Genomic DNA, 25376 nt, shown 5'->3' on the forward strand with positions numbered 1-25376 from the left:
GTTAAGCACGCCGCCAGCGTTCATCCTGAGCCAGGATCAAACTCTCGATTAAAGTTTGTTCCGTTCAGAACAACACTTGGCTGTTCTATCCGTTACTGTTTCTAGGTTGCTTTGACTTATATAAGTTAAAGCTGTTCGTTTAAAAATTTTCAAAAGAATTTTCGAAGATTTTCAAAGCACTATTTAATTATCAAGGTTCATGTTCTATCTCGTTGCCTCAGCAGCAACTCTGATATATTATCAAATCTCTTTCAGTTTGTCAATAACTTTTTTATCTTTTTTGAAGATTTTCAAGCAATCAACTTTTCATGAAAGAGAGCGGAGAAAGAGGGATTTGAACCCTCGCGCCGCTACTAACGACCTACTCCCTTTCCAGGGGAGCCCCTTCAGCCACTTGGGTATTTCTCCAAAATGCCTGTCCATGACAGTTTATAAAATTGTTGTTCTCACACACTCTCTCGTGTGAAACGGAGAGAGTGGGATTCGAACCCACGCGCCCTTGCGGACAAACGGTTTTCAAGACCGCCTCGTTATGACCACTTCGATATCTCTCCATGAGCGCTCTCCACAAGCGACTTTGTTATTCTAGCAGTATACGCCCATTTTGTCAACTATGTTTTTCAAATTTTTTCGATTTTTTTCATTTTTATTTTACACAGTTTCAAAAAGCCTGTATTTCCAGGCTTTTCTATCTGTCTAAAAATGCTTCTGCCACTTTCAGATCTTCCGGAGTGGTCAGTTTCATATTCTCATAAGAACCCTGCACCAGTTTTACCGGATGCGCGCACATGGTCTCCACTACCATGGCATCATCTGTAATCTGTACCCCTTTGTCCAGCAGTTCCTGTTCCCGTTCGATCACCTGACGATACGCCGGCACAATCAGTTCTGCATCAAACACCTGCGGGGTCTGGATCTGCCATACCAGGCTCCGCTTTGGAGTTTCCCTGATAAATCCATTCTCATCCGCAATCTTAATCGTATCTTTTACAGGCATGCCAACTACACAGGCACCATGATCCAGTGTCTCTTTATATACCCGTTCAATCATATCTTCCGTCAGGAACGGTCTTGCCCCATCATGGATAAAGACAATCCGCTGTTCCACATCTGAGATTGCCTGCAGTCCCCGATAGACAGAATGATAACGTTCCGCTCCGCCTGCCACCACTGCATGCACTTTCTGAAAACCGTATCTCTCTACAATTTCTTCTTTGCAATAGGAAATCAGATCTTCTCCGGTTACCAGAATAATTTCATCGATCCATTCTGACATTTCAAATGCATGAAGGGAATACCAGAGAACCGGTTTTCCCTTCAGATCCAGAAACTGCTTCTGAATCTTTGTTCCCATCCGTTTTCCCTGGCCTGCTGCCAGCACAATTGCCGTGCTCTTCTTTTCTTTGGACATGCTGTTACCTCTCGCCCAGTTTCAGATTCGGAACTGCATTCAGATCAAGACCTGATCTGGTTCCTGCCATATACTCATAATATGCCGCTGCTCCAATCATAGCCGCATTATCCGTACAGAGAATCGGTGACGGATAGTACAGCGGAATTCCCTGCTTATCGCATGCCTCTTTCATAGCTGCGCGAAGCGCGGAATTGGATGCCACACCGCCTGCCATGGCAAGCTTCGGAATCTTGTAGTCTTTTACTGCCTGAATGGCATGTCCTACCAGCACGTCGCATACTGCTTTCTGGAAGGATGCTGCAATATCTGCCTCCACAATAGGTTCCCCTTTCATTTTACAGCCATTCAGGTGATTGAGTACCGCAGATTTCACACCACTAAAGCTGAAATCATACGGAGAATCTTCCACTTTCGCACGCGGGAAATGGATAGCATCCGGATTTCCCTCTTTTGCCAGTTTGTCAATCTTTGGTCCGCCTGGATAACCAAGTCCAATAGCACGGGCTACTTTATCAAAAGCCTCTCCTGCCGCATCATCTCTGGTGTGTCCGATGATCTCATATTTTCCATAATCCTTTACCACTACCAGATGGGTATGTCCTCCTGATACCACCAGACAGATAAACGGCGGCTCCAGTTCTTTATTTTCTATGTAATTGGCAGAAATATGACCTTCGATATGATGGACTCCTACCAACGGTACGCCAGATGCGTAGCTGATCGCTTTCGCCTCTGCCACTCCTACTAACAGCGCACCTACCAGTCCCGGACCATAGGTCACGCCGATGGCATCCATATCTTTTAAGCCCATGCCGGCTTCGGCAAGCGCTTCTTTAATCACGTAATTGATCTTTTCAATATGCTTCCGTGATGCAATCTCCGGCACAACGCCTCCATACAGGGTATGCAAGGCAATCTGAGAAGAAATAATATTGGACAGCACTTCCCGTCCATTCTTAACAACTGCAGCGGCGGTCTCGTCACAGGAGCTTTCGATGGCAAGAATATAAACGTCTTTCTTTTCTTCCATGTTCTACTCCTCCTTATCAAAATCCAGTTCCACGGATTTTTTATCTTTTCCGGCTTTTGCCGCCGGGAATATTTTTCTCACTTCATCCATATATTCTTCCGGTCTGGTCAGAGACGGACTGTAATGGGTCAGCCACATTTCTTTTACCTGTGCGGTCTTCGCAAGCCTGGCCGCCTCATAAAATGTCATGTGTTTATATTCTCTTGCTTTCGCCTCTTTGTCCTTCTCTCCGTACATACCTTCGCAGATAAACAGATCTGAGTGGTCTGCATGATCGACAATGGACTGGGTCGGCCTGGTGTCCGTGCAATACGTAAGTTTAATTCCTTTTCGCTGTGCTCCCATGACCATCTCCGGGACATAGGTTTTTCCATCTTCCTCTATGGTCTCGCCTTTCTGGAGACGATTCCAGTACTGCTTTGGAATATTTAATGCCAGCGCCCTCTCCAGCTGAAATTTACCTGCCCGGTCAAGTTCCAACGTATATCCATAACAGGTTACATTGTGATTCACACGAAACGCTGTCAACCGATATCCGTTAATTTCGAAAGTCTCTTCCGGTCCATTGATTTCTCTGTAAATAATCGGAAACGGCAGCTCCGGTGCAATAACACGCAGAGCATTCACCACCCTCTCCAAGCCTTTCGGTCCGATCAGGGTCAACGGTTCCTTTCTGTCCGCATTTCCCATAGTCAGCAAAAGTCCAGGAAGGCCACTGATATGGTCCCCATGGTAATGAGTAAAACAAATTACGTCAATGGGTTTAAAGCTCCAGCCCTTTTCCTTGATCGCAATCTGGGTTCCTTCTCCGCAGTCAATAAGAAGACTGCTTCCATTATAACGTACCATCAGCGAAGTCAACCAACGGTAGGGAAGCGGCATCATTCCGCCGCTTCCAAGCAAACACACATCTAACATCATTTCTCCTATAAAAGTTCTGTCTGCTCCTCTGTCTCCACCGGAATGGAAAATCCGGATATCAATCGGTCATAACACTTTTCGCACAGATCGAAAGAGTGAATTTCTCCATCCTTTTCTGAGAAAAATCCCCAATCCGCCATTCCTCGGAACACTCCTTCCTGAAGTATTCCATTCTGGATTTTCAATATTCTTCCACACTGGTTACAGACAATTTTCGTCAACTGTTTTCTTTCCCTGCCTGTATATTGACGCATGCTGTCCTCCTCCTTTTCTCTGGTATGGTTCCATTATAATTTTCTGAAACCTGATCGAAAATAGGAGATTACTGGTCAGACATCCCGCCGCCACATGATCAGGGCATCTTCTTTCGGTTTTTCATAAAAACCTTTCCGGACTCCTTCTGACCGGAATCCAAGTTTTTCATAGATATGAATTGCTGCCTGGTTGCCAACACGAACTTCCAGGGTAAACGCATTCATGCCTCTTTTTCTGCCCTCCACAAGCAATGCTTTTGTAAGGGCTGCCCCAATTCCCCGGCCTCTATATTCTGGAAATACGGCAATATTGGTCACATCACCTTCTCCCGCAATCATGAGAAGTCCCGCATATCCTGTAATCTTTCCTTCATCCTCTGACACAAGAAAAAGATATTCCGGTCGCAAAAGACTTTCATGCAGATTACATTCTGACCACGGCACAGAAAAAACGGTCTGCTCCAGCTGTACCACCGCTCCCAGATCTTCTTCTTTCATCAGACGGATCATGCCTGCTTTTCTCCGTCTTTTTTTGCAGCTGCTTCCGCTTCTGCACGTTCTTTTTCCATACGTTCTCTTTCTGCCTGTGCCATACGCAGATACTCCGGCTGATGCTTGTCTGCTGATTCCATTTTACCTTCCCAAAGATACGTAAGTGCCAAAGCTCCAACTGCTCCTGCACGCTGTTTGTTCACATGTGCCGGCGCAAAAGAAAACTTTTTTCCTGCGCTCGTCAGCTCTTCCAGAAGTCCGCCTTCCAATCGTTCCCGGAATACCGGAACCCCATCTCCCAGAAAAACCACATCTTGTTTCCGTTCACAAAGTTTCTGTGCAATCACCTGAATATCCACTGCCATCTGCGGTTCCAGCACCTTTAGTCTGTCTCCGTCAAATTCATAAATTCCTGTATAAACCTGATTCCGGCGGGCATCCATTAATGGGCAGATCAGGCGCTCCGTTCCGAACAGATTATAAGCCAGTCCATCCACCGTAGGAATGGCAACCAGCGGTTTATCAAGTGCCAAACCCAGTCCTTTTGCAGTGGCAGATCCTATACGCAATCCAGTAAAAGATCCCGGTCCTGCTGCCACAGCAATGGCATCAATACTCTCCAGGTCTAAATCAATCATTTTCACAATGGCGTCCAGCATAGGAAGCAGAGTCTGAGAATGCGTCTTCTTATAATTAATTGTATATTCTGCCAGAAGGTTGCTGCCTGAAGCATCTCCTTCCACCACAGCCACACTGGCTACCAGTCCGGAACTGTCCAGCGCCAGTACTTTTTTATAAGCTTTTTCCATTCTTATGCCTCCCATCCTTCAATTCCGTCGATCTGAATTTTCCGGTAATCAAATCCTTTTTCCAAGTCTTTTTCAATGGTGATGCGGCCAGTCTCCTCCGGAAGAAGTTCCCGAATCAGATCTGCCCATTCAATCAGGCATACCCCATTGCCATAGAAATAATCCTCATAACCAATCTCATCCATCTCTTCAATATCACCGATGCGGTATACATCAAAATGATAAAATGGCAGACGTCCGCCCTCATATACCTGAACAATGGTAAAGGTCGGACTATTTACCGGTTCCATAATTCCTAGTCCTTTTGCCAGTCCCTGGGTAAACACGGTCTTTCCAACCCCCAGATCTCCGGTCAAGGAAATGATCGTGCCCGGTTTGACCCGCTCTCCGATCTTTTGTCCCAGTGCAAAGGTTTCCTCTGCACTGTTGCTTTCTATCGTTATGTTCATGTCATCTCTCCAACTGCGGATTTCCCGCATAAAAAATGTGCTGCAACCATACGTAGTACGATTGTAGCACAATTTTTTTCCAAACACAAATAATTATCTTACTCCCTTAAGAATCGGGCTGATATGTTTGTACAGCAGTACTGTAATCACAGAAACCAGAATTCCCTTGATCAAATTAAACGGTGCAACTGCCAGAAGTACAAAAGTCCAGATTCCGTTGATCGCCGGATTGATAGCCGCTCCCATCTGCACGAAGGCATCAATGGGCATTCCGAATGCCTTTGCATAAGCAGGAAGCAGTACCAGTGCATTGATAAATACAGCTGCTGCAGACATAATCAGGGTTCCTGCCACCAATCCCACGATGGCATGTTTCCGGCTTTTCTTTTTCTTATAAATCAAAGCCGCCGGAATTACAAAGGCACATCCCATGACAAAATTAGCAAACTCACCTACAAACGCTGTATCTGTTCCATTAATCACCAGATTCAGAAGTATCTTGATAAGTTCGGTCATCACACCTGCCACTGGTCCGAGAGCAAATGCTCCTACCAGAATCGGCACTTCACTGAAGTCAAGCTTATAAAATCCCGGTGCGATAAAGGGCAGCGGAAATTCCACGAGCATAAGAACTACGGAAATAGCTCCCAGCATTCCTACGCTTACCATCGTTCTGGTAGCGGATGTTGTGTTCGTTTTTGTTACGGTTGTCGTTGTTGCTTTCATCTTAATGTTCTCCTTCCAATTCTCAAGAGATCCAGCCGGAGAAAACAAACCCCCGGATTACTTCTAATCCGGGGGTACTGATACGCGTGTGCATATGCTATATTTTCTTCTCTCATCCAGACTTTAACTGTCGGTACCGGAATCACACCGGTTCAGCCGCATCACTGCGGGTCGCGGACTTCTGTGCAGAATCTTGTTCTGCTCTACACCGCCGGTGGGGAATTACGCCCCGCCCCGAAGAATCTCTCTTTATTTGTCTTATACAGTATAACGCCATCTGCGCTCTTATGCAACTTCTTTTTATTCGCCTGTGCTAAGAGAAGATACATAATCATTCAGCGCATCAATATCAGCTGATACGGCACCACTGTTCTGTTTCTGCTCATATTTATATACAACAGAATATCCAAGCCATCCTACCAGTGCCAGCACCAACAGTCCTGCACAGAGCTTTGTAAGCAGTACCTCGCGTTTTTTCTTTGCCTCAATAGCCTTTCTGTTTCTTTTTCTCTCTTTATAGCGATCAACTTTTTCCTGACTCATTGATTGCGTCTCCTTTACTGCATATTATCAGTATTATACCATACCTGAAGGAAAATACCATGTTTTTTTTCAGTTCATCTGGGCATCCAGTTCAATCTCGATATAATCCCCCAGTGCGTGGGGTACTTCCATACAGATCCAGACCTTTCCATCCGCCAGATAGGAATATCCATAGGGTGCGCTTCCATCTTCTGCGTAATCATAACCCTCTAACGATCTTGCAAGACTATCCGGCGTCTCATAAATGCTTTCCAGGCGTTCCTGAAAGTAGGGAGCCAGGGATTCTTCCACATAATATCCGGTCCCTGCAAACAGATTTTCTGCCAGCTTTTCCACATTTACGTGATCCTTCAGCCGGATGCTGTCCCCTGTATTCAGATCAATATTATAAGTGTACTTAAAGCTGTATGGATGTGCTGCATCCTCTTCCTCAATCCGCCCATTCATCAGGATAGACAAGGTATCCGGCGTCATAGTCTTCACCATATAGGAAACTTCGTAGGAACTGCCCTGGCTCTCTTCCACTGACAGCCATCCTTCTACTGCCCGCTCTTCTGTTCCACGGATAATGGCATTCCATTTTTCCTGAATTGCCGGATCTCCCAGATTTTCAATCTGTGGATAAGTAATATGAAGCCCCGGTTCTTCTTCCAGCACTACATCTGTCACCTGATAGGAAGATTCCACAAAGGGATAGGTTTCCAGATATTCCTCATAAATATTCCTTCCCGTATCCAGCACTTTTCCTTCCACTGTCACTAGAAGCAGTTCACTTTGATATGCCTCAAGGAAAGTGTTGGTAATACTTCCCATCACAATCATTTCACCCTGCTGACTTAATTTTTTCAGATAATCTGCGAATGCCTGATTAAAATCCAGCATCACCACTTTGTCCCCGCCATAGGTTCCAAAGGAAATGTCTTTCAAGCCTGCCTGCGGATCCAGATTCAGCGCACTTCCCAGTTCTTCCATAATGCTCTGTTCTGTCACTTCTTCTACGTATACGGTTTTCTGTACAATATTTTCAGCCTGCTCATCTCCGCAATAAACATGAAGCGCAATGCCCTCCGGAGTTTCTTCCACTGCCGGTACCACCACTTCCTTTACCGGCACAATTGCTTCTTTTGTATCCGTGAGCAAATCTGATCCCGTCTCTTTCCTTCCGCATCCGGTCATACAAATGCCGAGCAAAAATACCAGTACCAGCCACTTTCTTCTCTCTGTCATGATCATCACTTCCCCTGCTGTTAGTATATGTACTTCTGTAGTTTATTATTATAACAGGGAAATATTGAATATCTGTTACAAAGTTCTTACGTTTTACGCTCTTATCCTCCGAAATGGTTTTTCCAGCCAGCGTTTAATGACAATCTGAATCTCATCCGTAGACTTATCAACCGGTTCCATGAGTACCGTATCCATGCCTGCCCGATTAGCTCCCCAAATATCTGTGAAAATCTGATCTCCCACAAACAGGGTGTGCTTCGGATCTGTATTCATCACCTGCATGGCCTTCTTATATCCGCCCGTCCTTGGTTTTCCCGCTTTGGAGATAAATCCGCTGTTTACCTGTTCTGCAAAAGGCCGTACCCGTTCTTCTCCATTATTGGATACCAACATGGTCTTCATACCCAGAGCATGAATTTTTTCAAATAACTTTATAATTTTCTCATCTGCCGGCGCCCCATGGGGTACCAGTGTATTGTCAATATCAAAAATAACGCCCTGGTAATGTTTTGCCAGGGCATCCCAGTCCATATCCAGAACAGACATTTCCAGTCTGTCCGGATATAACTCTATCATATGCATACTAATTCAAAGCTCCTTTGATGGCTGCGAGGAAATCATCATATTCTTCAAATGCCTGAAATTTCGGATAATCCTTCTTGATCTGATCGGTGGTTCGGAACAAAAATCCTGCTTTACTAGCTTTGATCATGCCGAGGTCATTAAAGCTGTCACCTGCAGCAATCGTCTCAAATCCTGCAGATTGCAGCGCTTTTACCGTTGTCAGCTTAGAATTTTCAATTCTCATTTTAAATCCGGTAATTTCTCCATTCTCTGCCACTTCCAGACTATTGCAAAACAGCGTTGGCCATCCCAGCTTCTCCATCAATGGTTTTGCAAACTGCGTAAAAGTATCACTGATAATGATCACCTGGGTAATACTGCGAAGCTCATCCAGAAATTTTTTTGCACCTGGAAGTGGATCGATCTTTGCGATGGTTTCCTGAATTTCTTTCAGTCCCAGTCCATGTTCCTTCAAAATTCCCAGACGCCAGTTCATGAGTTTATCATAATCCGGCTCATCACGAGTGGTTCTCTTCAGTTCCGGAATACCGCTTGCTTCTGCAAATGCGATCCAGATTTCCGGTACTAATACGCCTTCCAGATCCAAACACACAATATCCATGATACTTCTCCTCCTGTCTTATGCATCCATCCGGATCATGCTGATTATATCCAGATTTTTTGCCTTTTCTGCATATTCGCCTTCCGTCATAATCGGAGTAATGAATCCGATCTCTCCTCTGATTCCGGCATCTATCATCTCTACATCGCCAAACGCCTTTGCTGCATCCGCATCTGCTGCCGCACGTACAAAGAACCGATGAGTCATCTCACTTACCGGAACTAACTCCAATTTCTCCGGATTCCAGAAAATGGTCACTACTTTGCCCAAATGTCTGGCCGCATCTACCATATCTCCTGCTACCGCACTGGCAGTCGGAAGCTTTCCTGCTCCGCTTCCATAAAACATAGATGCTCCCAGCATATTTCCTTCCACACATACCGCATTGAAAACATCATTCACCATATAAAGTGGATGCTCTTTGCGAACCAGGGATGGGCTGACCATAGCACAGTAGCTATCGCCCACCTTTTTGCTTACTGCCAGCAGTTTAATGGCACACTTCATTTTTTTTGCATACAAAAAATCTTCTTTGGTAAGTTTCGTGATACCTTCCGTATAAATATCATGAAAATCCACCTGATTACCACTGGCCAGAGAAGTCAGAATGGCAATCTTGCGGCAGGCATCCCAGCCTTCTACATCCGCTTCCGGATGAAGTTCTGCATAGCCTTTTGCCTGTGCCTCTTTTAACACATCATCGTAATTCAGTCCTTCACGGGACATCTTGGTCAGCATGTAGTTCGTAGTTCCATTTAAAATGCCTGAAATCTCCAGAATCACATCTGCAGTCAGAGAAGAATTCAGCGGGCGGATAATCGGAATACCGCCTCCTACACTCGCCTCAAACAAATAGTTTACCTGATGGTCTTTTGCAATCTGAATCAATTCCGCACCATGCTCTGCTACCAGCTCCTTGTTGGAGGTACACACGCTCTTTCCCGCCTCAAGACAGCGTCTGGTAAACTCATAAGCCGGATGCAGTCCACCCATAACCTCTGCAACGATCTTTACTTCATCATCATTGATAATATCTTCAAAATCATGCGTCAGGACTTCCATCACCGGATCACCCGGGAATTCTCTTAAATCCAGGACATACTGCACCCTCAGTTCCTGTCCTATTTTGTTATCAATGCTTTTCTGATTGGTTCTGAATACTTCATATACACCTGATCCAACGGTGCCGTATCCCATAATTGCGACTTTAATCATTCGTTCTTTACTCCCTGCCTAATATTTTCAGATAACGGATCCCCTGCTGTTCTTCGATTTTCTCGATCATAGCAGATGCATCACCTGCTGTTGGCAGGACCTCCACGCTCAGCGTCAGTGATGCCACACCATTAATCGGAATTGTCTGATGAATGGTCAAAATATTCGCACCAAACTCTGCGATCGTATTCAGTACCGTGGACAACAGTCCGGGTTCATCCTCCATCTGCAATACAAATGTAACTGTTTTGCCTTTGGCCTCGTCATGAAATGGGAAAATATCATCTTTGTATTTATAGAAAGAGCTTCTGCTGATTCCTAACTGATCCGTTGCCTCCTGTACAGTCATAGATGGATCACTGTCCAACATTCTCTTTGCTTCTACTACTTTCAAGAGTACTTCCGGCACTGCTTTTTGCTTTAATACAAAATATTTGCCTTTTTCTTTCATCCCTGTTCCTCCGGGGTCAGGTTGATCCATTTTAAATATGCATTAATAAATGGGTCAATTTTTCCATCCATCACCGCATCCACATTGCTTACCTCTGCACCGGTCCGATGGTCTTTTACCATGGTATATGGCTGCATGACATAAGAACGAATCTGATTTCCCCAGGCAATATCGCTGACTTCACCACGAATACCGGAAAGCTTTTCTGCCTGTTTCTGCTGTTCCAGAAGATACAGTTTTGCCTTCAGCATCTGCATGGCTTTATCCTTGTTCTGATGCTGGGAACGTTCATTCTGACACTGTACCACAATACCGGTCGGCAAGTGAGTAATACGAATGGCAGATGATGTTTTGTTAATGTGCTGTCCACCGGCACCACTGGAACGGTAGGTATCTACCCTCAGATCTTCCGGATTAATCTCGATATCGATCTCATCCTCAATATCCGGCATGACATCGCAGGATACAAAAGAAGTCTGACGTTTTCCCTGTGCATTAAACGGGGAAATCCGTACCAGACGGTGTACACCCTTCTCGGATTTGAGATAGCCGTAAGCATTTTCTCCATTTACCTGGAATGTAACGGATTTGATGCCGGCTTCATCTCCCTCCAGATAATCAAGAACTTCTACAGAAAATCCTTTTCTCTCTGCCCATCGGGTATACATTCGGTACAGCATACCTGCCCAGTCACAACTCTCGGTACCGCCTGCTCCCGCATTGAGTTTCAAAATGGCATTACTGCTGTCATACTCACCGGACAGAAGTGTCTTAATCCGCATGGCCTCAAACCGCTCGGTAAACTGATCCAGTTCTTCCTGAATCTCCGGAATCAGTGACTCGTCATTTTCTTCATATCCCATCTCCAGCAAGGTCTCGATATCCTCATACTGTTCCTGGAGACTTTCAAATTTTTCTTTTTCTTCTTTCAGAGTATTCAGCTCTCTCATTCCTGCCTGAGATTGTTCTACCTGATCCCAGTAGCCTGGAGCCTCCATTTCTCTTTCTAATTCTTCGATCCTGAGCGTCTTTGAAGCCAGGTCAAAGTGAATCCCTCAGTTCTGTCATTGGTTTTGCGTAGCTGTTCAGCGTATATTTAAACTGATCAAGTTCTACCATAACCACACCTTCTTTCTTTTTTCATATTCATATTTCTTATTTTGCACGTCCGCAGCACTGTTTATATTTCTTGCCGCTGCCGCACGGACAAGGATCGTTCGGATAGACTTTCTGAGCAGCTCTCTGTACCGGTTTCTTTCCAAGGGAATCATCCTTATTAGTTCCCGTTACCTGAGCCACTTCCTCACGTTCTGCTTTTTCTTCAATCTTTACATGCATAAGCAGTCGAACGGTATCTTCCTGAATGCCTGCTGTCATAGCCTCAAACATCTCATAACCGCTCATCTTATATTCTACCAACGGATCTCTCTGTCCATACGCCTGCAGACCAATACCCTGTCTTAACTGTTCCATATCATCGATATGATTCATCCATTTCCGGTCAATTACTTTCAAGAGGAAGACACGCTCCAGCTCACGAATCATCTCCGGGTTGGGGAATTCCGCCTCTTTTGCTTCATACAGACGGGTTCCTTCCTGTTTCAATGCATGTTTCAGTTCTGCTTTATTTTTACATTCCAGGCGTTCTGCGCTGATCGGCTCAAAAGGAATAATCGGAAGCAGAGTCTCATTAAGTCCTGACAGATCCCACTCTTCCGGTTCCTGATCATCTCCGATAAAAGTATCAACTGCATTTTCTACAACATCTGCAATCATCTTGTAGATAGAATCTCTCATACTCTCGCCATCCAGAACCCGGCGGCGCTCTGCATAGATAATCTCTCTCTGCTCATTCATGACCTGGTCATATTCCAGAAGATTTTTACGAATACCAAAGTTGTTGTTCTCGATCTTCATCTGGGCTTTCTCGATGGCACTGGTCAGCATCTTATGCTCAATCTGCTCATTTTCCGGAACACCCAGTGCATTAAATGCACTCATCAGCCGTTCGGAACCAAACAGTCTCATCAGATCATCTTCCAACGAAATATAGAAGCGGGACTCACCCGGGTCTCCCTGACGTCCGGAACGTCCACGCAGCTGATTATCAATACGTCTGGACTCATGGCGTTCCGTACCGATGATCTTTAAACCACCTGCTGCCTTTGCCTCATCATCCAGTTTAATGTCGGTACCACGACCTGCCATATTGGTTGCAATGGTAACTGCTCCATGCTGTCCTGCCAAAGCAACAATTTCTGCCTCACGCTCATGGAATTTTGCATTCAGCACTTCATGTTTAATGCCGCGTTTCTGCAGCATTCTGCTCAGTTCTTCGGAAGTCTCAATGGTAATGGTACCTACCAGTACCGGCTGACCGGTTGCATGGGCTTTCTCAATTTCTTCACAGACTGCATGAAATTTTTCTTTTTTGGTCTTGTAGACAGCATCCTGTAAATCTTTACGAATCACTGGCTTGTTCGTCGGAATCTCTACAACATCCATACCGTAGATCGCGCGGAACTCTTTTTCCTCAGTCTGAGCAGTACCGGTCATACCGGATTTCTTATCATATTTGTTAAAGAAGTTCTGGAACGTAATATTTGCAAGCGTCTTACTCTCGCGTTTTACTTTTACATGCTCTTTTGCTTCTATAGCCTGATGAAGACCATCAGAATAACGCCGGCCCGGCATGATACGTCCGGTAAACTCATCGACAATAAAGATCTGATCGTCTTTTACTACGTAGTCCTGATCACGGAACATGAGATTATTGGCACGCAGCGCCAACTCCATGTTATGCTGGATCTCCAGATTTTCCGGATCAGCCAGGTTCTCGATCTTGAAGAACTGTTCTACTTTCTTAATTCCATCAGATGTCAGATGAACAATCTTATCTTTCTCATTGACGATGAAATCTCCGGTTTCCTCAATTTCCTCACCCATGATAGCATCCATCTTGGAAAATTCCTTACTTGCCTCTCCTCTTTTCAGCGTATGTGCCACATAATCACACAGCTCATAGAGCTTTGTGGATTTTCCACTCTGTCCGGAAATAATCAACGGTGTTCTCGCCTCATCAATCAAAATAGAGTCAATCTCATCGATGATGGCGTAATGCAATTCTCTCTGTACCAACTGCTCTTTATAAATCACCATATTATCACGCAGATAATCGAAACCTAGCTCGTTATTGGTAACATAGGTAATATCGCAGTTATATGCGGCACGGCGTTCCTCTTTGGTAGAAGCATTCAGTACCACACCAACGGTCAGTCCCAGGAATTCATGTACCTTTCCCATCCAGCCGGCATCACGGCTTGCCAGATAGTCATTAACAGTTACGACATGAACACCCTTTCCATCCAGTGCATTTAAATATGCCGGGAGGGTGGATACAAGGGTTTTACCTTCACCGGTTTTCATCTCTGCAATACGTCCCTGATGAAGAATTAATCCACCAATCAGCTGTACCCTGTAGTGTTCCATTCCAAGCACACGCTTTGCAGCCTCACGGACAGTGGCAAATGCCTCCGGAAGAATGTCATCCAGTGTCTCCCCCTCTGCCAGTCTTTGCTTGTATTCTTTTGTCTTGTCCCTCAGCTCTTCATCGCTCAAAGCTTGCATGGTAGGGCGCAGAGCCTCAATTTTGTCGATGGTAGGCATAATCAGCTTAAGCTCACGCTCGCTGTGAGTTCCAAACAATTTGTCAATAATATTCATACTGCTCTCCTATTCACATGTCCGTACTTGCCGGACATTCTACTTACACAAAGGACATTATAGCATAGCTTTGTGAATATTCAAAGTAAATAATTGTGAACTACGTCGACAAAACAGGACCGGCGGGGAAATTCCTGCCGGTCCTGCATCTTTACGTTTCTTTTTCTTTTATCTGTCCGGTTCCATAATGCCGTAGGTACCGCCTTTCCGCTTGTACACAACACTAATGTCATCGGTTTCTGCATTGACAAATGCAAAGAAATTATGTCCCAGAAGTTCCATCTGCACACATGCATCTTCCGGATACATAGGCTTAATATCAAACTTTTTGGTACGGATGATCTTTACTTCCTGATCGTCTACTTCCTTCTCCAGGAACTCTTTCTGGAAATTTCCGCCACCCTGCTGTCTTGCCACAAGTTTATTCTTATACTTGCGAAGCTGACGCTCAATGACTTCCTCTACCAGATCAATCGATACATACATGTCCGTACTGGACTGTTCCGAACGAATAATATTGCCTTTTACCGGGATGGTGACCTCGATCTTCTGGCGTTCCTTCTCAACGCTTAAAGTTACATGGACTTCGGTATCAGGAGTAAAATACCGTTCCAGCTTTCCCAGCTTCTCCATCACTGCTGAGCGAAGCCCCTCAGTAATATCCAGATTTTTGCCGCTAATGATATAACGCATAAAATCACTCCTTTTCTTTTTGATGTTGCTTATATTATAGCATTTTTCGTCCTATTGCGCAATGAATTTCACAGTCTCTTCATAATTCATAAGACCGCCGAACAGGTCCAGTGCACTGCCGATAGTCACGTTCAAATGGTTTCTTCCAAGCATCTTTAATTCCCGCAGATCCTCAAAGCTTCCGATGCCTCCCGCATAAGTAACAGGAATGCCGTTCCAGTCTCCCAGCATCTCAGCCAACGGTTTTTCAATCCCTCTTGCTTTCCCTTCCACATCTACCGCATGAATCAGAAACTCCGCACAGAATTCGGACAATTCATCAAGTACCGCAGTATTCAGTACCACCTCCGTAAACTTCTGCCATCGATCCGTGACAATATAATAATCATTTTCTTTTTTCCTGCAGCTCAAATCCAGCACCAGATGCTCCGCTCCCACGGCATCTATCATTTGTTTCAGATGGTCCCGATCCATCTTTCCATCACGAAATACATAGGAAGTCACGATCACATGGCTGGCTCCTGCATCCAGATACTCCGCTGCATTTTCCGGATGAATGCCGCCTCCGATCTGCAGGCCTCCCGGGTAGGTCCGAAGGGCTCCAAGGGCCTGCTGTCTGGTGGCCTCATAATACTCACTGCCTTCTTTATTGAGCAGAATCACATGTCCGCCACGGATCCCCTGCTTCTGATACAGTCTGGCATAAAATGCCGCATCCTGCTCCGACACATAATTCTCGCTGGCCTGATTTCCTTCATCTTTCAGGCTGCCACCCACAATTTGTTTTACCTGTCCATTATGTATGTCAATACAGGGTCGAAATTCCATCTTTTCTCTTATACCTGTTCCTTTCCGGATATAACTTCCGCCGGTCAGAAACTCTGCCGGCGGATTTTTATCTGCATATGCACTTGTTTATTCTGTATCAGTCATATTTTTGTCGGTTCCGCTACTGTTTTCCACATCATCTGATCCATCCATCAATGTATCTCCAGCCTCTGTCACGCCATTTACTAAATCATCCACCACGTCATCGGCATCTCTTCCGATCTCTTCCAGAAGCCCGTCCCCGTCCACATCCGTATGGTCGTAAATGCCATCTCCATCCGTGTCAAAAATAATCTCATCAAAAGGTCTTCCATCAATACTCTCATTACCGTTGCCGGTCTCTGCTTCACCAGCCTCTTCCATGCCGGCGCCGCTGTTGGCATTATCGTTGCTGTCATTGGTTGCACCATTGTCTCTGCCACAGGCTGCGGTCATCCAGAGCGTTGCCAGTAACAGCATCATCAGGCAGTGTCTCTTTAACTGTTTCATAAAAAGTCTCTCCTTTTCCTTAACATTGCTGTTACTAATATGGACAACTATTTTGTTTTTATGCACGTTTTCCCATAAAATCAGGAGTTATGCCTGTGCATCAATCACATCGCTCATGTTGTAATATCCTGCTGGTTTGCCTGCCAGGAATTTGGCTGCCTGGATTGCTCCTTTTCCAAAAATGGCACGGGAATAAGCAGTGTGGCTGAATGTCACAACTTCGTCAGTTCCTGCAAAAATCACATCATGATCTCCCACGATGGTGCCTCCGCGAACTGCGGAAATCCCAATCTCTTTCTTTTCCCGTTTCTTATGATCCTGACTGCGGTCATATTTATATGCATACTCACTGTTCAAAACTCCATCATTTATGGCATCTGCCAGTGCCAGTGCAGTTCCGCTCGGTGCATCCAGCTTTCTGTTGTGATGTTTTTCCACAATCTCAATATCAAATCCAGCCGGAACAAGAATCTTTGCCGCATCCTGCAGAATCTTCATAAGCATGTTGATTCCCAGGGACATATTAGCAGATTTCAGTACCGCTACCTGTTTGCTTGCTTCTTCCACTGCTGTCAGCTGTTCTTCTGAAAGTCCTGTAGAACAAAGCACCACCGGTATCTTCTTTTCTACACAGTATTTAAGCAGCCCATCTGCTGCCTTTGCGGAAGTGAAATCAATAATCACATCCGCATCCACTGTACAGGCCTCAAGATTCGGAAACACCGGATATCCGTTATCACGGCAGTCCACCGGATCAATCCCCGCTACAATGTCAATCTCCGGATCGTCTTTGATCAGACCAGTGATCACCTGTCCCATATGGCCATTACAGCCATGCATAATTGCCTTTACCATTAGTTCTCTCCTTTTGCCTTTACACCGAATGCATCCATTGCTGCCTTCAGTTCTTTCTGATGTTCCTCTTCCATCTCAGACAAAGGCATACGAAGAGGACCCACTTCCCATCCCAACATGTTCAAAGCTGCTTTTACCGGAATCGGATTTACTTCGCAAAACAGCTTCTCGACAAGCGGAATAGCGCGAAGCTGAAGTTCCAAGCTGCCTGCCACATCGCCATCCAGGAATTTTGCAACAATATCATGAGTCTCTTTCGGAGCCACATTAGAAAGTACGGAAATAACACCTTTTCCGCCCAGGGACAGAATCGGTACGATCTGGTCATCATTTCCGGAATAAATATCAATAGAATCTCCGCAAAGCTGTGCTACTTTTGCAATCTGGGAGATATTTCCGCTTGCCTCTTTAACAGCCACGATATTCTCCACATTCTTTGCCAGATATGCAATCGTCTCCGGGGTCATATTCACGCCGGTACGGCTCTGGATATTGTAAAGGACTACCGGAATCTTAATAGAATTTGCGATCTTTGTAAAATGTGCAATCAGACCTTTCTGGGTTGCCTTATTGTAATATGGACTCACCAGAAGTACACCATCCACACCATATTTTTCTGCTTCCTGTGAAAGATATACCGCTGTCTCCGTACAATTAGAACCGGTACCTGCTACGACCGGAATTCTTCCTGCTACTTTCTCCGCCGTAAAACGAATTGCCTCCAGATGCTCCTCATGGGTCAGCGTGGATGACTCGCCCGTGGTTCCGCAGATAATAATCGCATCGGTTCCATTGGCAATCTGATATTCAATAAGTTCCTCCAGCTTCGGATAGTTTACCGCTCCTGTCTCTGTCATAGGTGTAACAATTGCAACACCTGCACCTGTAAAAATTGACATTTTCTTCCCCTCCTGCTCTTTGGTTATAATTAGATTATGATAAAAAAAGAGGCGTACCAGTGGACGCCTCTGCAGAATACTAGTTCGGGAAATTCTCCCTTCTCTTTTATATCTGTCCGGATAGCGCTTCATCTGTGCACGATGACAGTCATAGGATTCTTTACCCTATGCCCAAGAACCAGATTTACAGGCTTACCGGCCTTTCGGCGCTCGTCCCTTTCCGCCGCATTCGCCTGTGCCTGCACACATCCAACGACATACTCTTGATTCGCGCGACCTCTATCTCTTTATTCATTGACTTCAATATAGCATCTATCTATTTCTTTGTCAACACGCGGAATCGGTTTCCTTCAACGCAGTAATTTGATATACCTCATCCGCCCACTCAAGCATCTCCGGACACAATTTGATTCCAGTAAAAATCAGTTCCGTATCCTCTGCGCTGTCCAGCAATCCATGAATCTCATCCAGTGTAGCAATTCCCTGTTCTACCAGTCCCAGAACTTCATCCAGAATCAGCACATCGCATTCTCCGGTTGCCAGAACTTTCTTGGCAAAATTTAATCCATTACGCAGATTCGGAATCTCTTCTTCTTTTTCCTGTGGAGTCAGATCTTCAAAAGAATCTTCTCTTTTCTGAAAACGGAACATCTTAATCTCCGGCTCAAGACGCTGAATAAAGCTGATCTCCTCCGGATACTTTCCCTTCAGAAACTGTACAACAAATACGGAACGGCCTCTGCTTGCTTCTCTGATTGCCAGTCCAATGGCTGCAGTTGTCTTTCCCTTGCCGCTTCCGCAATAAATTTGCAGTTTTCCCTCTTCCATAGCATCCTCACATTTCTGAACGTGAAATAGAATTCGTATATTTTTTTATCTTACACTAGCCAGCCTGCAAATGCAAGGCGAAAAAAGAGCTTCCATGTCTGGCTTATCTCCTTCAGCCAGACAGGAAGCTTCTCTTCTACGCATGAAACAATGCTGCTACTGCTACATCATATTCCGGTACTCCATTGGAACTCCAGAGAAGTTCCATTCCAAGATTGTCCTTCACCATTCTGGAAAAATCAAATCCAAATGCGGTAATAGAATAGCGCCTCAACTGCGGATAGCGGCATGCTTTCCCCTCTGCTCGCGCGCATTTCCTGCAAAGGATACACCTTCCTGCTCCAATACAGGTTCCTTCCGGGAATTCTTTTTCCAACTCCAGCAGTATAAGAAGAAGATTTCGTTTCACCCTCTCATATGTCTGATTTCTCAGCTGCTGTGCCTCCTCCGGAGTGCTGACATTTTTTCTGATTTCTTCTGGATATTTTACTTTTACTCCAATCAGAAATCCTTCTGAAAATTTTTTCAAATATGCATCTGCTTCCGGAACCCCTGGAGGGCAGGACCACACCTTTCCATAATCAGGACAAAGTTTGCAGGCCTCCCTCACTGGCTCCGGATTCCAATACTGGGTAAGCAGCCGTTCAACACTGATTTTTCTGACCTGAACTTCCAGATCATATGGGATCTGTTCCACGGCAGCCACCTCTTTTCTCTCTCTTATGCCAGATCTGCCCAGTTTGCCGGATATACAAAATATGCATATCTGGTCTTATCCGGGGTCTGGAAGTGGATATGGCTGTTCTTCGGGATGTAGATGATCTGTCCCGGTCCTGCCGTTACCACGCGTCCGTCAATCTCGATCTCCAGAGTACCTTCCAGCACGAGATCATATTCATCATAGGTCAGTGTCCACTCAAAGCTGGTGTGGTCAAGCTCCATGATTCCGCAGCCCATTCTCGGCGCTTCCTCAAGGGTTACCACATCTTTCAGTGCCACACCGTCCTGCTCAAAACGCTCGCATTTGACAGTCTCTGTCGCGATCTTGATAATACCACTTGGATCTTTTTCTTTTACAAAATCCTCTCCGCTCTCCTGCTGTTTGGCTTCCGCCAGAACTTTCTGCACGATCTCGCGGATCAGTTCTTCACTTACGTTCATACGGTGTCCATCCTTTCATTTTCATGAAGCGGAATTTTACTGTTCAGCTTCCTCTTCTGCTTTTGCTTTTGCAACAGAAGCTTCTACTTTAGAAAGAAGCATCGGAGCCAGTGCATTGGCAAGAATCAGGGCAGTGATACCTGCAACCAGCTTACCAACGATAACCGGGAAAATCATATCGGAGTTTACACCAGCGGTAAATCCAAGATGATCGCCGAATACGAATGCTGCGGATACTGCAAATGCAACGTTTAAGAGTTTGCCCTTCGGGTTCATCTTATCCATGATATTGAACATTGCAATATTGTTAGCCAGAGTAGCTACCAGTCCTGCAGAACCATTCTCGTCCATACCCAGTTTCTCTCCGATAGCACTCAGTGCTTTACCAAAGGTACGGGTAATCCACAGAACCATCGGGAATGCACCGATTAATACAACTGCAATCTGTCCACAAACCAGAAGTCCGGACTCCAGGGGAATCACGCCATCAGCATCCGGCTCAACCATGATATTCATGAGCGGGAATTTGATACCGGTCTGATACTCAAATACTGCAACTGCGGTAAAGAAGGTAATAACTACGGTAACAGCGGTTCCGAATTTGTTGAATCCGTTGATCATCTTATCCGGCATGAACCACAGACCTGCTACGATGAGACCTGCGATAATGATAACCGGAATCAGGTTTCTTACGATCGTAATAATGTCGATCTTATACTGGGTCATGTTCATAACAAGACCACCTACGATACAGCCAATCGGTACGGTAATGAGACCTGCCAGGATACCTGCTCCCAGATACGGACGGTCAGATTTTTTAATAATGGACAGTGCAACCGGGATGGTAAATACGATGGTCGGTCCCATCATGGTTCCCAGGATCAGACCTGAGAAGTTACCAACAGCTTCGCTTCCTGCCATCTGCATTGCCAGTGGATATCCACCCATATCGCATGCCAGAAGCGTGGTCGCAAACATGGACGGGTCGGCGCCCAGCAAGGTGTAGATCGGAACAATAATCGGTTTCAAAATGATTGCAAGTACCGGAGCCGCTGCTACAACACCTGCCATGGCTGCTGCCAGAGGACCCATTGCGTTAAATCCCTCATCAAACTGCTCGCCATATCCTAATTTGTTACCGCGGATCTTGTCAATCGCACCAACGATCATGAAAATCATCATGATAAAGATGATCACCTTGTTGATGGAAAGAGTGCTGACCCATTCCTGTACGCTGCTTGTAAATACCCCTACATTTGTAAGGTTGTCAAGTAACTCCTGAAACATACCCGTTCCTCCTTTTTTTGTGTTTCTTTAAAGCTTATGCTCTGCTCCCCCAGACTTATGCCGAAACGCAGCCTATAACAGAGATTCCAAAAGCTGCGGTGCGGGACGCGGAATAACCGTGCTCTCCACATACAGCTCGCTTACCTGTTTTGCTGCATCAATAGCTGCACGGACAGCTCCTACATCTCCGGTCAGGACTACAAATCCCTTTCCGCCGATGGCATAGCCGGTCCGAACTTCGATTAAAGTAATCTGAGCTGCTTTCGCTGCTGCATCCGCTGCTTCAATGGCTGAAGCAATGGAATAGTACTCAATCACGCCAACAGCCTGAGGATCCGTCACTTCTACTGTGCCGGAAATTGCCGGAAAGACCTGTTCATGTACGCTTGGAATCAGCAAAGTGTCCACTACAAATTCTCCACCTGCTGCTTTTCCTGCTTCCAAAGATGCTCTGACAGCACCGGTATCACCGCCCACAATCACCATATATTTTCCCGGACAGACAGTGACAGAACGTAAAAGTTCCACTTGCGCGGCTTTTAACATAGAATCACTGGTCTCAATGCCTCTGGCAATACTGGACAGTTCTACCATGCCGATCGCTCTTCCCATCTCTTACGCCTCCCTTCTACTGATCCGAATGCCTTTCGGAGTCACTTCTTTTACAACTCCATCAAAGCCTGTATGAATGTTTGCGGATAATCCCTCTGCACTGCCTGCAACCAGGTCATCCTTTTTTACAGCATCCCCTGCAGTCACTACCGGAACTGCCGGTTTGCCAATATGCTGTGATAATGGAATGAATACCTCTTCCGGTTCTACTTCAAAAAGCTCCGGCAAACCGTGGAATACATATTCGTCCAGTCCAAGACGGACGATCAGGCGTCCGGTAGGAATTCTCCTGTGCTCCAGCATGTCGCTCGCCTGCGGATGCTGGTTCTTCTCCGGCTGAATTCCTCTTTCTCTCAAAAGTCCTTTCGCATAATCGTTCATCTTCCTCGGTGACAGTCCCATCGGACAGGAGAACATCTCACAGGTACCGCAGCTGCTGCAGTTTGCCGCACTGCCGAAAGCCCGCTCAAATTCTGCCGGATCCGTAATAGATTTCTGTCTCCAAATGGTTCTCATAATCATATGGGGCTGCACATTGTGTCCCAACAGATGTCTCGGACACAGATCTGTACAGGCTCTGCACTGAAGACAGGCTGTTGCCGCCTGACGTGCCATACGTTCCACACTCATGGCAGCACGTTTTACAAGATAATGATTCTTCGGAAGCACCAGAAGATTGCCTGTGGTCTTGGTAACAACCGCATTTTCAATCTCTTCTCTGGTCTTCTGCATTTTTCCCATCATGGGACCTCCCAGAATCACCACATAATCATTTACCAGAAGTTTTGCTTTTTTCAGGACTTCCGTAATCGGCGTACCGATTGGTGCGTGACACATCACCGGAGTCTCCACCGCACCTGTAATGGAGAGAAACTTCTCGTCCACAGGTTTTCCTTCCAGTGCATCGGCAATATTGAGGACTGTGCCGACATTCTCTACCACGCATCCTACATTCAGAGGAAGTCCCCTTTCCGGAACCACCCGTCCGGTTACCTGATTGACCAGCACCTGCTCGTCACCGGCCGGATAGTAGGTCCGCATGGTAAAGATCTCTACATTGGCTCCCAGTGCTTTTACTGCGTTCTGAAGAGCTTCTGTCTCTCTTACATATTTTGCTTTTAATGCAATCACTGCATGCGCTGCTTCCAGATGTGCGGCAATCTTCTCTACTGTCGCTACAATTCTTTCTGCATAGGTACGGCACAGATATTTGTCTGTCTCGATCAGCGGTTCACATTCCGCTGCATTGACGATAAAATACTCTGCCTTCGCATTCAGTTTTACGTGGGTCGGGAAGCCGGCTCCTCCGGCTCCCACTACTCCCGCTTTCTGAATGGCTTCCACCATTTCCATACTTGATCACCGCCTGTCTTATATCAGCGCTTCGTCAACTTCCTGGTCATCCACGATTCCGACGATCGTTGCATCCACCGGAATATGGGGACCTCCTGCTGCACCACGCGCTGAGCTTCCGCCTACATAGAGAACCTTCTCTCCCACACCAGCACCGATAATATCTGCCGCTACAATGGGCGTATCAATGGGCTGATCGTTCAGAAGATTCAGTGGCTGCACCACCAGGAGCTTTAATCCGGAGAGATTCTCATCTTTCCGTGTTGCCCAGATGTTTCCAATTACACGTCCTATTTTCATACTCGGCTTCCTTTCCCGCCAGTCTCGCCTTCGTCACGAGCAATGCTGATTCCATATTTCTTCGCATACTCTTTGGCAAGATCTGACAGAATTGCCTTCTTTCCTACCAGAATGCAGGCAGCCTTTCCTTCCCGTGCACTGATCACATCTCTCTCTGTAATGATGCGTTTCTCCAGCCGTAGGGTTACTCCGGAGACTGGCTGTTCTTTTTCTCCGGTGGATTCTTCTTTCTTCGGAGCAGCCTCTGTTTCTTCCGGAACGTTTTCTCCCAGAACAACCGCTTCCAGTTGATCTAAAGGAACAATGGTCACTCCGTTCTGCTGAAGGAATTTTAAGTTTTCCTCCAGACGGCTGTAGTAGCCGGCCGGCGCGGTATCCTTATAGCGATACAGTTCCACTTCTTCCTCCGCAATAAATATCCTTTTTCCAAGGAGAAGTGCGGTTCCGAATCTTCTGGTGTAATCGGTATCGAAGATTCCGTTGGCAATCTTTCCAAGGGCTTCATTGGTCAGTGTAAATGCGATCACGCCTTCATAGGAAGCCACATCGCAGTCTTCTTCTTTCAGCAAAGCACATTCTACCCGGTAGCATTCTGCAAGTTTTTTGCTTTCCAGCACCGGATGACATCGCATTCCATGGTCTTCCGCCAGAACCAGAAGTGCCGGCCTGTTATCTTCAGACGGCACTGCCGCCGGTTCTGCCGATGCTTCTTCTTTTTCCAGCTCTGCCACACGCTCCTGTACTTTTCTGCAGATCTCACTGATCATAGCATCCAGTTCCACGCGCTCCCCTCCTTTCCATTTTTTATACTCATTACACTTTACAGTTCATGGCAATGCCTGTCGGTGTGACAAGGAACGGATCTGCCGGCTTGATCGTCGGGATTCCCGTCTCCTTTTCAATAATCTTTTCCATACCGGTCAGACAGCAGGTACCTCCACACAGATAAATGGTATCCACATTTTTTGAAACGATGTTTTTCTTTACGATCGTTGCCATTTTCTCAATAACCGGTTTCAGAATCGGAAGGATCTCCCGATGTCTGGAATAATCCTGTTTGATGGCTTCTGCTTCTGCAAACGGAATATGGTAATTTCCGGAAAGCACCAAAGTCAGGTGCGTACCACCTGTCGGTTCGTCTGCAATCTCCACAACCTTGCCATCTTTTAAGAGCGCAAGTCCTGTAGTACCGCCTCCGATATCCACAATCACGCCGTCCGATATCTGGTAAATAGCATTGGCTGCACTCGGCTCATCCAGAACTGCAGTCACTTCCAGCTCCGCGCCTTCCGCCACATAGGTATGTGTCTTGACGCTGTCGTCGGTTCCTGCCGGCATGGCAATGGCACAGTTTACCAGTTCTTTTCCAATTCGCTGCTCCAGTTTTGCCTTCAGAGCTTTTACAATGTTCAGTGCTCCGAGATAATCGACGACTACGCCGTCCCGAAGTACATCTGCCGCCTGTTTCTCACAGGCAATGGGATTGTTTTCCTCATCCAGCACCACCATTACGATGTATGCGGTACCCAGATCCAGACCGACTTTCAGTTTGTCTCCTACCGGAGTGAAGGTCTTTGTCTCGGATTCGGCTACCCGTTTCATGTATGTCTCTACCCGTTGAATATCCATCT

Annotated in this window: 30 protein-coding genes, 2 tRNA genes and 2 riboswitches; all 32 genes read right to left on the reverse strand. The window is 46.0% G+C overall.

The genetic code is table 11. From position 1 onward, the window contains the following. Positions 1-319 precede the first annotated feature (319 nt). Positions 320-408: transfer RNA gene (locus tag ACZMB2_RS09055), tRNA-Ser, on the reverse strand. A gap of 60 nt (positions 409-468) precedes the next feature. After that, a tRNA-Ser gene (locus ACZMB2_RS09060) sits at positions 469-554 on the reverse strand. A 134-nt stretch (positions 555-688) separates the two neighbouring features. Then, complete coding sequence (gene ispD / locus ACZMB2_RS09065) at positions 689-1411, reverse strand: 2-C-methyl-D-erythritol 4-phosphate cytidylyltransferase (RefSeq protein WP_487596496.1); 723 nt, start codon at positions 1409-1411, stop codon at positions 689-691. A gap of 4 nt (positions 1412-1415) precedes the next feature. After that, positions 1416-2444, reverse strand: a complete 1029-nt coding sequence (tsaD, locus tag ACZMB2_RS09070) for a tRNA (adenosine(37)-N6)-threonylcarbamoyltransferase complex transferase subunit TsaD (protein WP_487596497.1) — start codon at positions 2442-2444, stop codon at positions 1416-1418. Positions 2445-2447: 3 nt separating this feature from the next. Next, positions 2448-3362 carry a ribonuclease Z gene (locus ACZMB2_RS09075; RefSeq protein WP_487596556.1) on the reverse strand — a complete coding sequence of 305 codons (915 nt, stop codon included), beginning with the start codon at positions 3360-3362 and terminating at the stop codon, positions 2448-2450. Between the two features lie 8 nt (positions 3363-3370). After that, complete coding sequence (locus tag ACZMB2_RS09080; protein WP_487596498.1) at positions 3371-3619, reverse strand: hypothetical protein; 249 nt, start codon at positions 3617-3619, stop codon at positions 3371-3373. Between the two features lie 75 nt (positions 3620-3694). Continuing rightward, positions 3695-4117 (reverse strand): ribosomal protein S18-alanine N-acetyltransferase, encoded by a 423-nt coding sequence (gene rimI, locus ACZMB2_RS09085; RefSeq protein ID WP_487596499.1) that lies wholly within the window; start codon positions 4115-4117, stop codon positions 3695-3697. 8 nt (positions 4118-4125) lie between these two features. Beyond that, on the reverse strand, positions 4126-4920 hold the full coding sequence (gene tsaB, locus ACZMB2_RS09090; protein ID WP_487596500.1) for a tRNA (adenosine(37)-N6)-threonylcarbamoyltransferase complex dimerization subunit type 1 TsaB: 795 nt from the start codon (positions 4918-4920) through the stop codon (positions 4126-4128). A 2-nt stretch (positions 4921-4922) separates the two neighbouring features. Then, positions 4923-5369 (reverse strand): tRNA (adenosine(37)-N6)-threonylcarbamoyltransferase complex ATPase subunit type 1 TsaE, encoded by a 447-nt coding sequence (gene tsaE, locus ACZMB2_RS09095; RefSeq protein WP_487596501.1) that lies wholly within the window; start codon positions 5367-5369, stop codon positions 4923-4925. Between the two features lie 93 nt (positions 5370-5462). After that, positions 5463-6095, reverse strand: coding sequence for an ECF transporter S component (locus ACZMB2_RS09100; RefSeq protein ID WP_487596502.1), 633 nt, complete (start codon positions 6093-6095; stop codon positions 5463-5465). Positions 6096-6195: 100 nt separating this feature from the next. After that, positions 6196-6341: riboswitch (FMN riboswitch) on the reverse strand. A 54-nt stretch (positions 6342-6395) separates the two neighbouring features. Continuing rightward, positions 6396-6638, reverse strand: coding sequence for a hypothetical protein (locus tag ACZMB2_RS09105; RefSeq protein WP_487596503.1), 243 nt, complete (start codon positions 6636-6638; stop codon positions 6396-6398). Between the two features lie 69 nt (positions 6639-6707). Beyond that, complete coding sequence (locus tag ACZMB2_RS09110) at positions 6708-7865, reverse strand: hypothetical protein (RefSeq protein ID WP_487596504.1); 1158 nt, start codon at positions 7863-7865, stop codon at positions 6708-6710. A gap of 93 nt (positions 7866-7958) precedes the next feature. After that, positions 7959-8441 (reverse strand): YqeG family HAD IIIA-type phosphatase, encoded by a 483-nt coding sequence (locus ACZMB2_RS09115; RefSeq protein WP_487596505.1) that lies wholly within the window; start codon positions 8439-8441, stop codon positions 7959-7961. Between the two features lie 7 nt (positions 8442-8448). Next, entirely contained in the window at positions 8449-9051 is a 603-nt protein-coding gene (thrH, locus tag ACZMB2_RS09120; RefSeq protein WP_487596506.1) for a bifunctional phosphoserine phosphatase/homoserine phosphotransferase ThrH, read from the reverse strand. An 18-nt stretch (positions 9052-9069) separates the two neighbouring features. Next, positions 9070-10266 carry a homoserine dehydrogenase gene (locus ACZMB2_RS09125; protein ID WP_487596507.1) on the reverse strand — a complete coding sequence of 399 codons (1197 nt, stop codon included), beginning with the start codon at positions 10264-10266 and terminating at the stop codon, positions 9070-9072. 7 nt (positions 10267-10273) lie between these two features. After that, positions 10274-10717: an ACT domain-containing protein gene (locus ACZMB2_RS09130; RefSeq protein ID WP_487596508.1), complete on the reverse strand. Its 444-nt coding sequence runs from the start codon at positions 10715-10717 to the stop codon at positions 10274-10276. Then, positions 10714-11836, reverse strand: a protein-coding gene (gene prfB / locus ACZMB2_RS09135) for a peptide chain release factor 2 (protein ID WP_487596509.1) whose coding sequence is annotated in 2 segments (ribosomal slippage) — positions 10714-11760 and positions 11762-11836 — 1122 coding nt in all. Because the reading frame shifts where the segments join, the coding sequence is not laid out codon by codon here. The genes ACZMB2_RS09130 and prfB overlap by 4 nt, the downstream gene beginning before the upstream one ends. Before the next feature lie 36 nt (positions 11837-11872). Continuing rightward, the gene (gene secA / locus ACZMB2_RS09140; protein ID WP_487596510.1) at positions 11873-14440 is read right to left on the reverse strand and encodes a preprotein translocase subunit SecA; all 2568 of its coding nucleotides are present in this window, start codon (positions 14438-14440) and stop codon (positions 11873-11875) included. Positions 14441-14608: 168 nt separating this feature from the next. Then, complete coding sequence (gene hpf, locus ACZMB2_RS09145) at positions 14609-15133, reverse strand: ribosome hibernation-promoting factor, HPF/YfiA family (protein WP_487596511.1); 525 nt, start codon at positions 15131-15133, stop codon at positions 14609-14611. 51 nt (positions 15134-15184) lie between these two features. Then, positions 15185-15961 (reverse strand): phosphoribosylformimino-5-aminoimidazole carboxamide ribotide isomerase, encoded by a 777-nt coding sequence (hisA, locus tag ACZMB2_RS09150; protein ID WP_487596512.1) that lies wholly within the window; start codon positions 15959-15961, stop codon positions 15185-15187. 87 nt (positions 15962-16048) lie between these two features. Further along, positions 16049-16450 carry a hypothetical protein gene (locus ACZMB2_RS09155; protein WP_487596513.1) on the reverse strand — a complete coding sequence of 134 codons (402 nt, stop codon included), beginning with the start codon at positions 16448-16450 and terminating at the stop codon, positions 16049-16051. 87 nt (positions 16451-16537) lie between these two features. Then, positions 16538-17305, reverse strand: a complete 768-nt coding sequence (gene dapB / locus ACZMB2_RS09160) for a 4-hydroxy-tetrahydrodipicolinate reductase (protein ID WP_487596514.1) — start codon at positions 17303-17305, stop codon at positions 16538-16540. Continuing rightward, a complete protein-coding gene (gene dapA, locus ACZMB2_RS09165) occupies positions 17305-18204 on the reverse strand; it encodes a 4-hydroxy-tetrahydrodipicolinate synthase (protein ID WP_487596515.1) in 900 nt (299 codons plus the stop codon). The genes dapB and dapA overlap by 1 nt, the downstream gene beginning before the upstream one ends. Before the next feature lie 113 nt (positions 18205-18317). Beyond that, a riboswitch (Lysine riboswitch) is annotated at positions 18318-18494 on the reverse strand. Positions 18495-18531: 37 nt separating this feature from the next. After that, positions 18532-19032: a cob(I)yrinic acid a,c-diamide adenosyltransferase gene (locus ACZMB2_RS09170; RefSeq protein WP_487596516.1), complete on the reverse strand. Its 501-nt coding sequence runs from the start codon at positions 19030-19032 to the stop codon at positions 18532-18534. Between the two features lie 136 nt (positions 19033-19168). After that, a complete protein-coding gene (locus ACZMB2_RS09175) occupies positions 19169-19729 on the reverse strand; it encodes a DUF2284 domain-containing protein (protein ID WP_487596517.1) in 561 nt (186 codons plus the stop codon). Between the two features lie 23 nt (positions 19730-19752). Further along, a complete protein-coding gene (locus tag ACZMB2_RS09180) occupies positions 19753-20193 on the reverse strand; it encodes a EutQ-related cupin domain-containing protein (protein WP_308460304.1) in 441 nt (146 codons plus the stop codon). A gap of 36 nt (positions 20194-20229) precedes the next feature. Next, positions 20230-21480: an ethanolamine utilization protein EutH gene (locus tag ACZMB2_RS09185; protein ID WP_487596518.1), complete on the reverse strand. Its 1251-nt coding sequence runs from the start codon at positions 21478-21480 to the stop codon at positions 20230-20232. Between the two features lie 72 nt (positions 21481-21552). Further along, complete coding sequence (locus ACZMB2_RS09190) at positions 21553-22092, reverse strand: BMC domain-containing protein (RefSeq protein ID WP_118771531.1); 540 nt, start codon at positions 22090-22092, stop codon at positions 21553-21555. Positions 22093-22095: 3 nt separating this feature from the next. Then, entirely contained in the window at positions 22096-23445 is a 1350-nt protein-coding gene (locus ACZMB2_RS09195; RefSeq protein WP_487596519.1) for a 4Fe-4S dicluster domain-containing protein, read from the reverse strand. A gap of 18 nt (positions 23446-23463) precedes the next feature. Beyond that, on the reverse strand, positions 23464-23745 hold the full coding sequence (locus tag ACZMB2_RS09200) for a EutN/CcmL family microcompartment protein (protein ID WP_487596520.1): 282 nt from the start codon (positions 23743-23745) through the stop codon (positions 23464-23466). Then, a complete protein-coding gene (locus tag ACZMB2_RS09205; protein WP_487596521.1) occupies positions 23742-24527 on the reverse strand; it encodes a hypothetical protein in 786 nt (261 codons plus the stop codon). The genes ACZMB2_RS09200 and ACZMB2_RS09205 overlap by 4 nt, the downstream gene beginning before the upstream one ends. Before the next feature lie 31 nt (positions 24528-24558). Continuing rightward, positions 24559-25374, reverse strand: a complete 816-nt coding sequence (gene eutJ, locus ACZMB2_RS09210; RefSeq protein WP_118771535.1) for an ethanolamine utilization protein EutJ — start codon at positions 25372-25374, stop codon at positions 24559-24561. Positions 25375-25376: the final 2 nt, after the last annotated feature.

It is taken from the genome of Hominiventricola sp., from assembly GCF_057604405.1.

Bases quoted from the DNA above. Each gene is read 5' to 3' on its own strand.
- ispD (WP_487596496.1), bottom strand. From the start codon at position 1,411: ATGTCCAAAGAAAAGAAGAGCACGGCAATTGTGCTGGCAGCAGGCCAG.
- tsaD (WP_487596497.1), bottom strand. From the start codon at position 2,444: ATGGAAGAAAAGAAAGACGTTTATATTCTTGCCATCGAAAGCTCCTGT.
- ACZMB2_RS09075 (WP_487596556.1), bottom strand. From the start codon at position 3,362: ATGTTAGATGTGTGTTTGCTTGGAAGCGGCGGAATGATGCCGCTTCCC.
- ACZMB2_RS09080 (WP_487596498.1), bottom strand. From the start codon at position 3,619: ATGCGTCAATATACAGGCAGGGAAAGAAAACAGTTGACGAAAATTGTC.
- rimI (WP_487596499.1), bottom strand. From the start codon at position 4,117: ATGAAAGAAGAAGATCTGGGAGCGGTGGTACAGCTGGAGCAGACCGTT.
- tsaB (WP_487596500.1), bottom strand. From the start codon at position 4,920: ATGGAAAAAGCTTATAAAAAAGTACTGGCGCTGGACAGTTCCGGACTG.
- tsaE (WP_487596501.1), bottom strand. From the start codon at position 5,369: ATGAACATAACGATAGAAAGCAACAGTGCAGAGGAAACCTTTGCACTG.
- ACZMB2_RS09100 (WP_487596502.1), bottom strand. From the start codon at position 6,095: ATGAAAGCAACAACGACAACCGTAACAAAAACGAACACAACATCCGCT.
- ACZMB2_RS09105 (WP_487596503.1), bottom strand. From the start codon at position 6,638: ATGAGTCAGGAAAAAGTTGATCGCTATAAAGAGAGAAAAAGAAACAGA.
- ACZMB2_RS09110 (WP_487596504.1), bottom strand. From the start codon at position 7,865: ATGACAGAGAGAAGAAAGTGGCTGGTACTGGTATTTTTGCTCGGCATT.
- ACZMB2_RS09115 (WP_487596505.1), bottom strand. From the start codon at position 8,441: ATGATAGAGTTATATCCGGACAGACTGGAAATGTCTGTTCTGGATATG.
- thrH (WP_487596506.1), bottom strand. From the start codon at position 9,051: ATGGATATTGTGTGTTTGGATCTGGAAGGCGTATTAGTACCGGAAATC.
- ACZMB2_RS09125 (WP_487596507.1), bottom strand. From the start codon at position 10,266: ATGATTAAAGTCGCAATTATGGGATACGGCACCGTTGGATCAGGTGTA.
- ACZMB2_RS09130 (WP_487596508.1), bottom strand. From the start codon at position 10,717: ATGAAAGAAAAAGGCAAATATTTTGTATTAAAGCAAAAAGCAGTGCCG.
- secA (WP_487596510.1), bottom strand. From the start codon at position 14,440: ATGAATATTATTGACAAATTGTTTGGAACTCACAGCGAGCGTGAGCTT.
- hpf (WP_487596511.1), bottom strand. From the start codon at position 15,133: ATGCGTTATATCATTAGCGGCAAAAATCTGGATATTACTGAGGGGCTT.
- hisA (WP_487596512.1), bottom strand. From the start codon at position 15,961: ATGGAATTTCGACCCTGTATTGACATACATAATGGACAGGTAAAACAA.
- ACZMB2_RS09155 (WP_487596513.1), bottom strand. From the start codon at position 16,450: ATGAAACAGTTAAAGAGACACTGCCTGATGATGCTGTTACTGGCAACG.
- dapB (WP_487596514.1), bottom strand. From the start codon at position 17,305: ATGGTAAAGGCAATTATGCATGGCTGTAATGGCCATATGGGACAGGTG.
- dapA (WP_487596515.1), bottom strand. From the start codon at position 18,204: ATGTCAATTTTTACAGGTGCAGGTGTTGCAATTGTTACACCTATGACA.
- ACZMB2_RS09170 (WP_487596516.1), bottom strand. From the start codon at position 19,032: ATGGAAGAGGGAAAACTGCAAATTTATTGCGGAAGCGGCAAGGGAAAG.
- ACZMB2_RS09180 (WP_308460304.1), bottom strand. From the start codon at position 20,193: ATGAACGTAAGTGAAGAACTGATCCGCGAGATCGTGCAGAAAGTTCTG.
- ACZMB2_RS09185 (WP_487596518.1), bottom strand. From the start codon at position 21,480: ATGTTTCAGGAGTTACTTGACAACCTTACAAATGTAGGGGTATTTACA.
- ACZMB2_RS09190 (WP_118771531.1), bottom strand. From the start codon at position 22,092: ATGGGAAGAGCGATCGGCATGGTAGAACTGTCCAGTATTGCCAGAGGC.
- ACZMB2_RS09195 (WP_487596519.1), bottom strand. From the start codon at position 23,445: ATGGAAATGGTGGAAGCCATTCAGAAAGCGGGAGTAGTGGGAGCCGGA.
- ACZMB2_RS09200 (WP_487596520.1), bottom strand. From the start codon at position 23,745: ATGAAAATAGGACGTGTAATTGGAAACATCTGGGCAACACGGAAAGAT.
- eutJ (WP_118771535.1), bottom strand. From the start codon at position 25,374: ATGGATATTCAACGGGTAGAGACATACATGAAACGGGTAGCCGAATCC.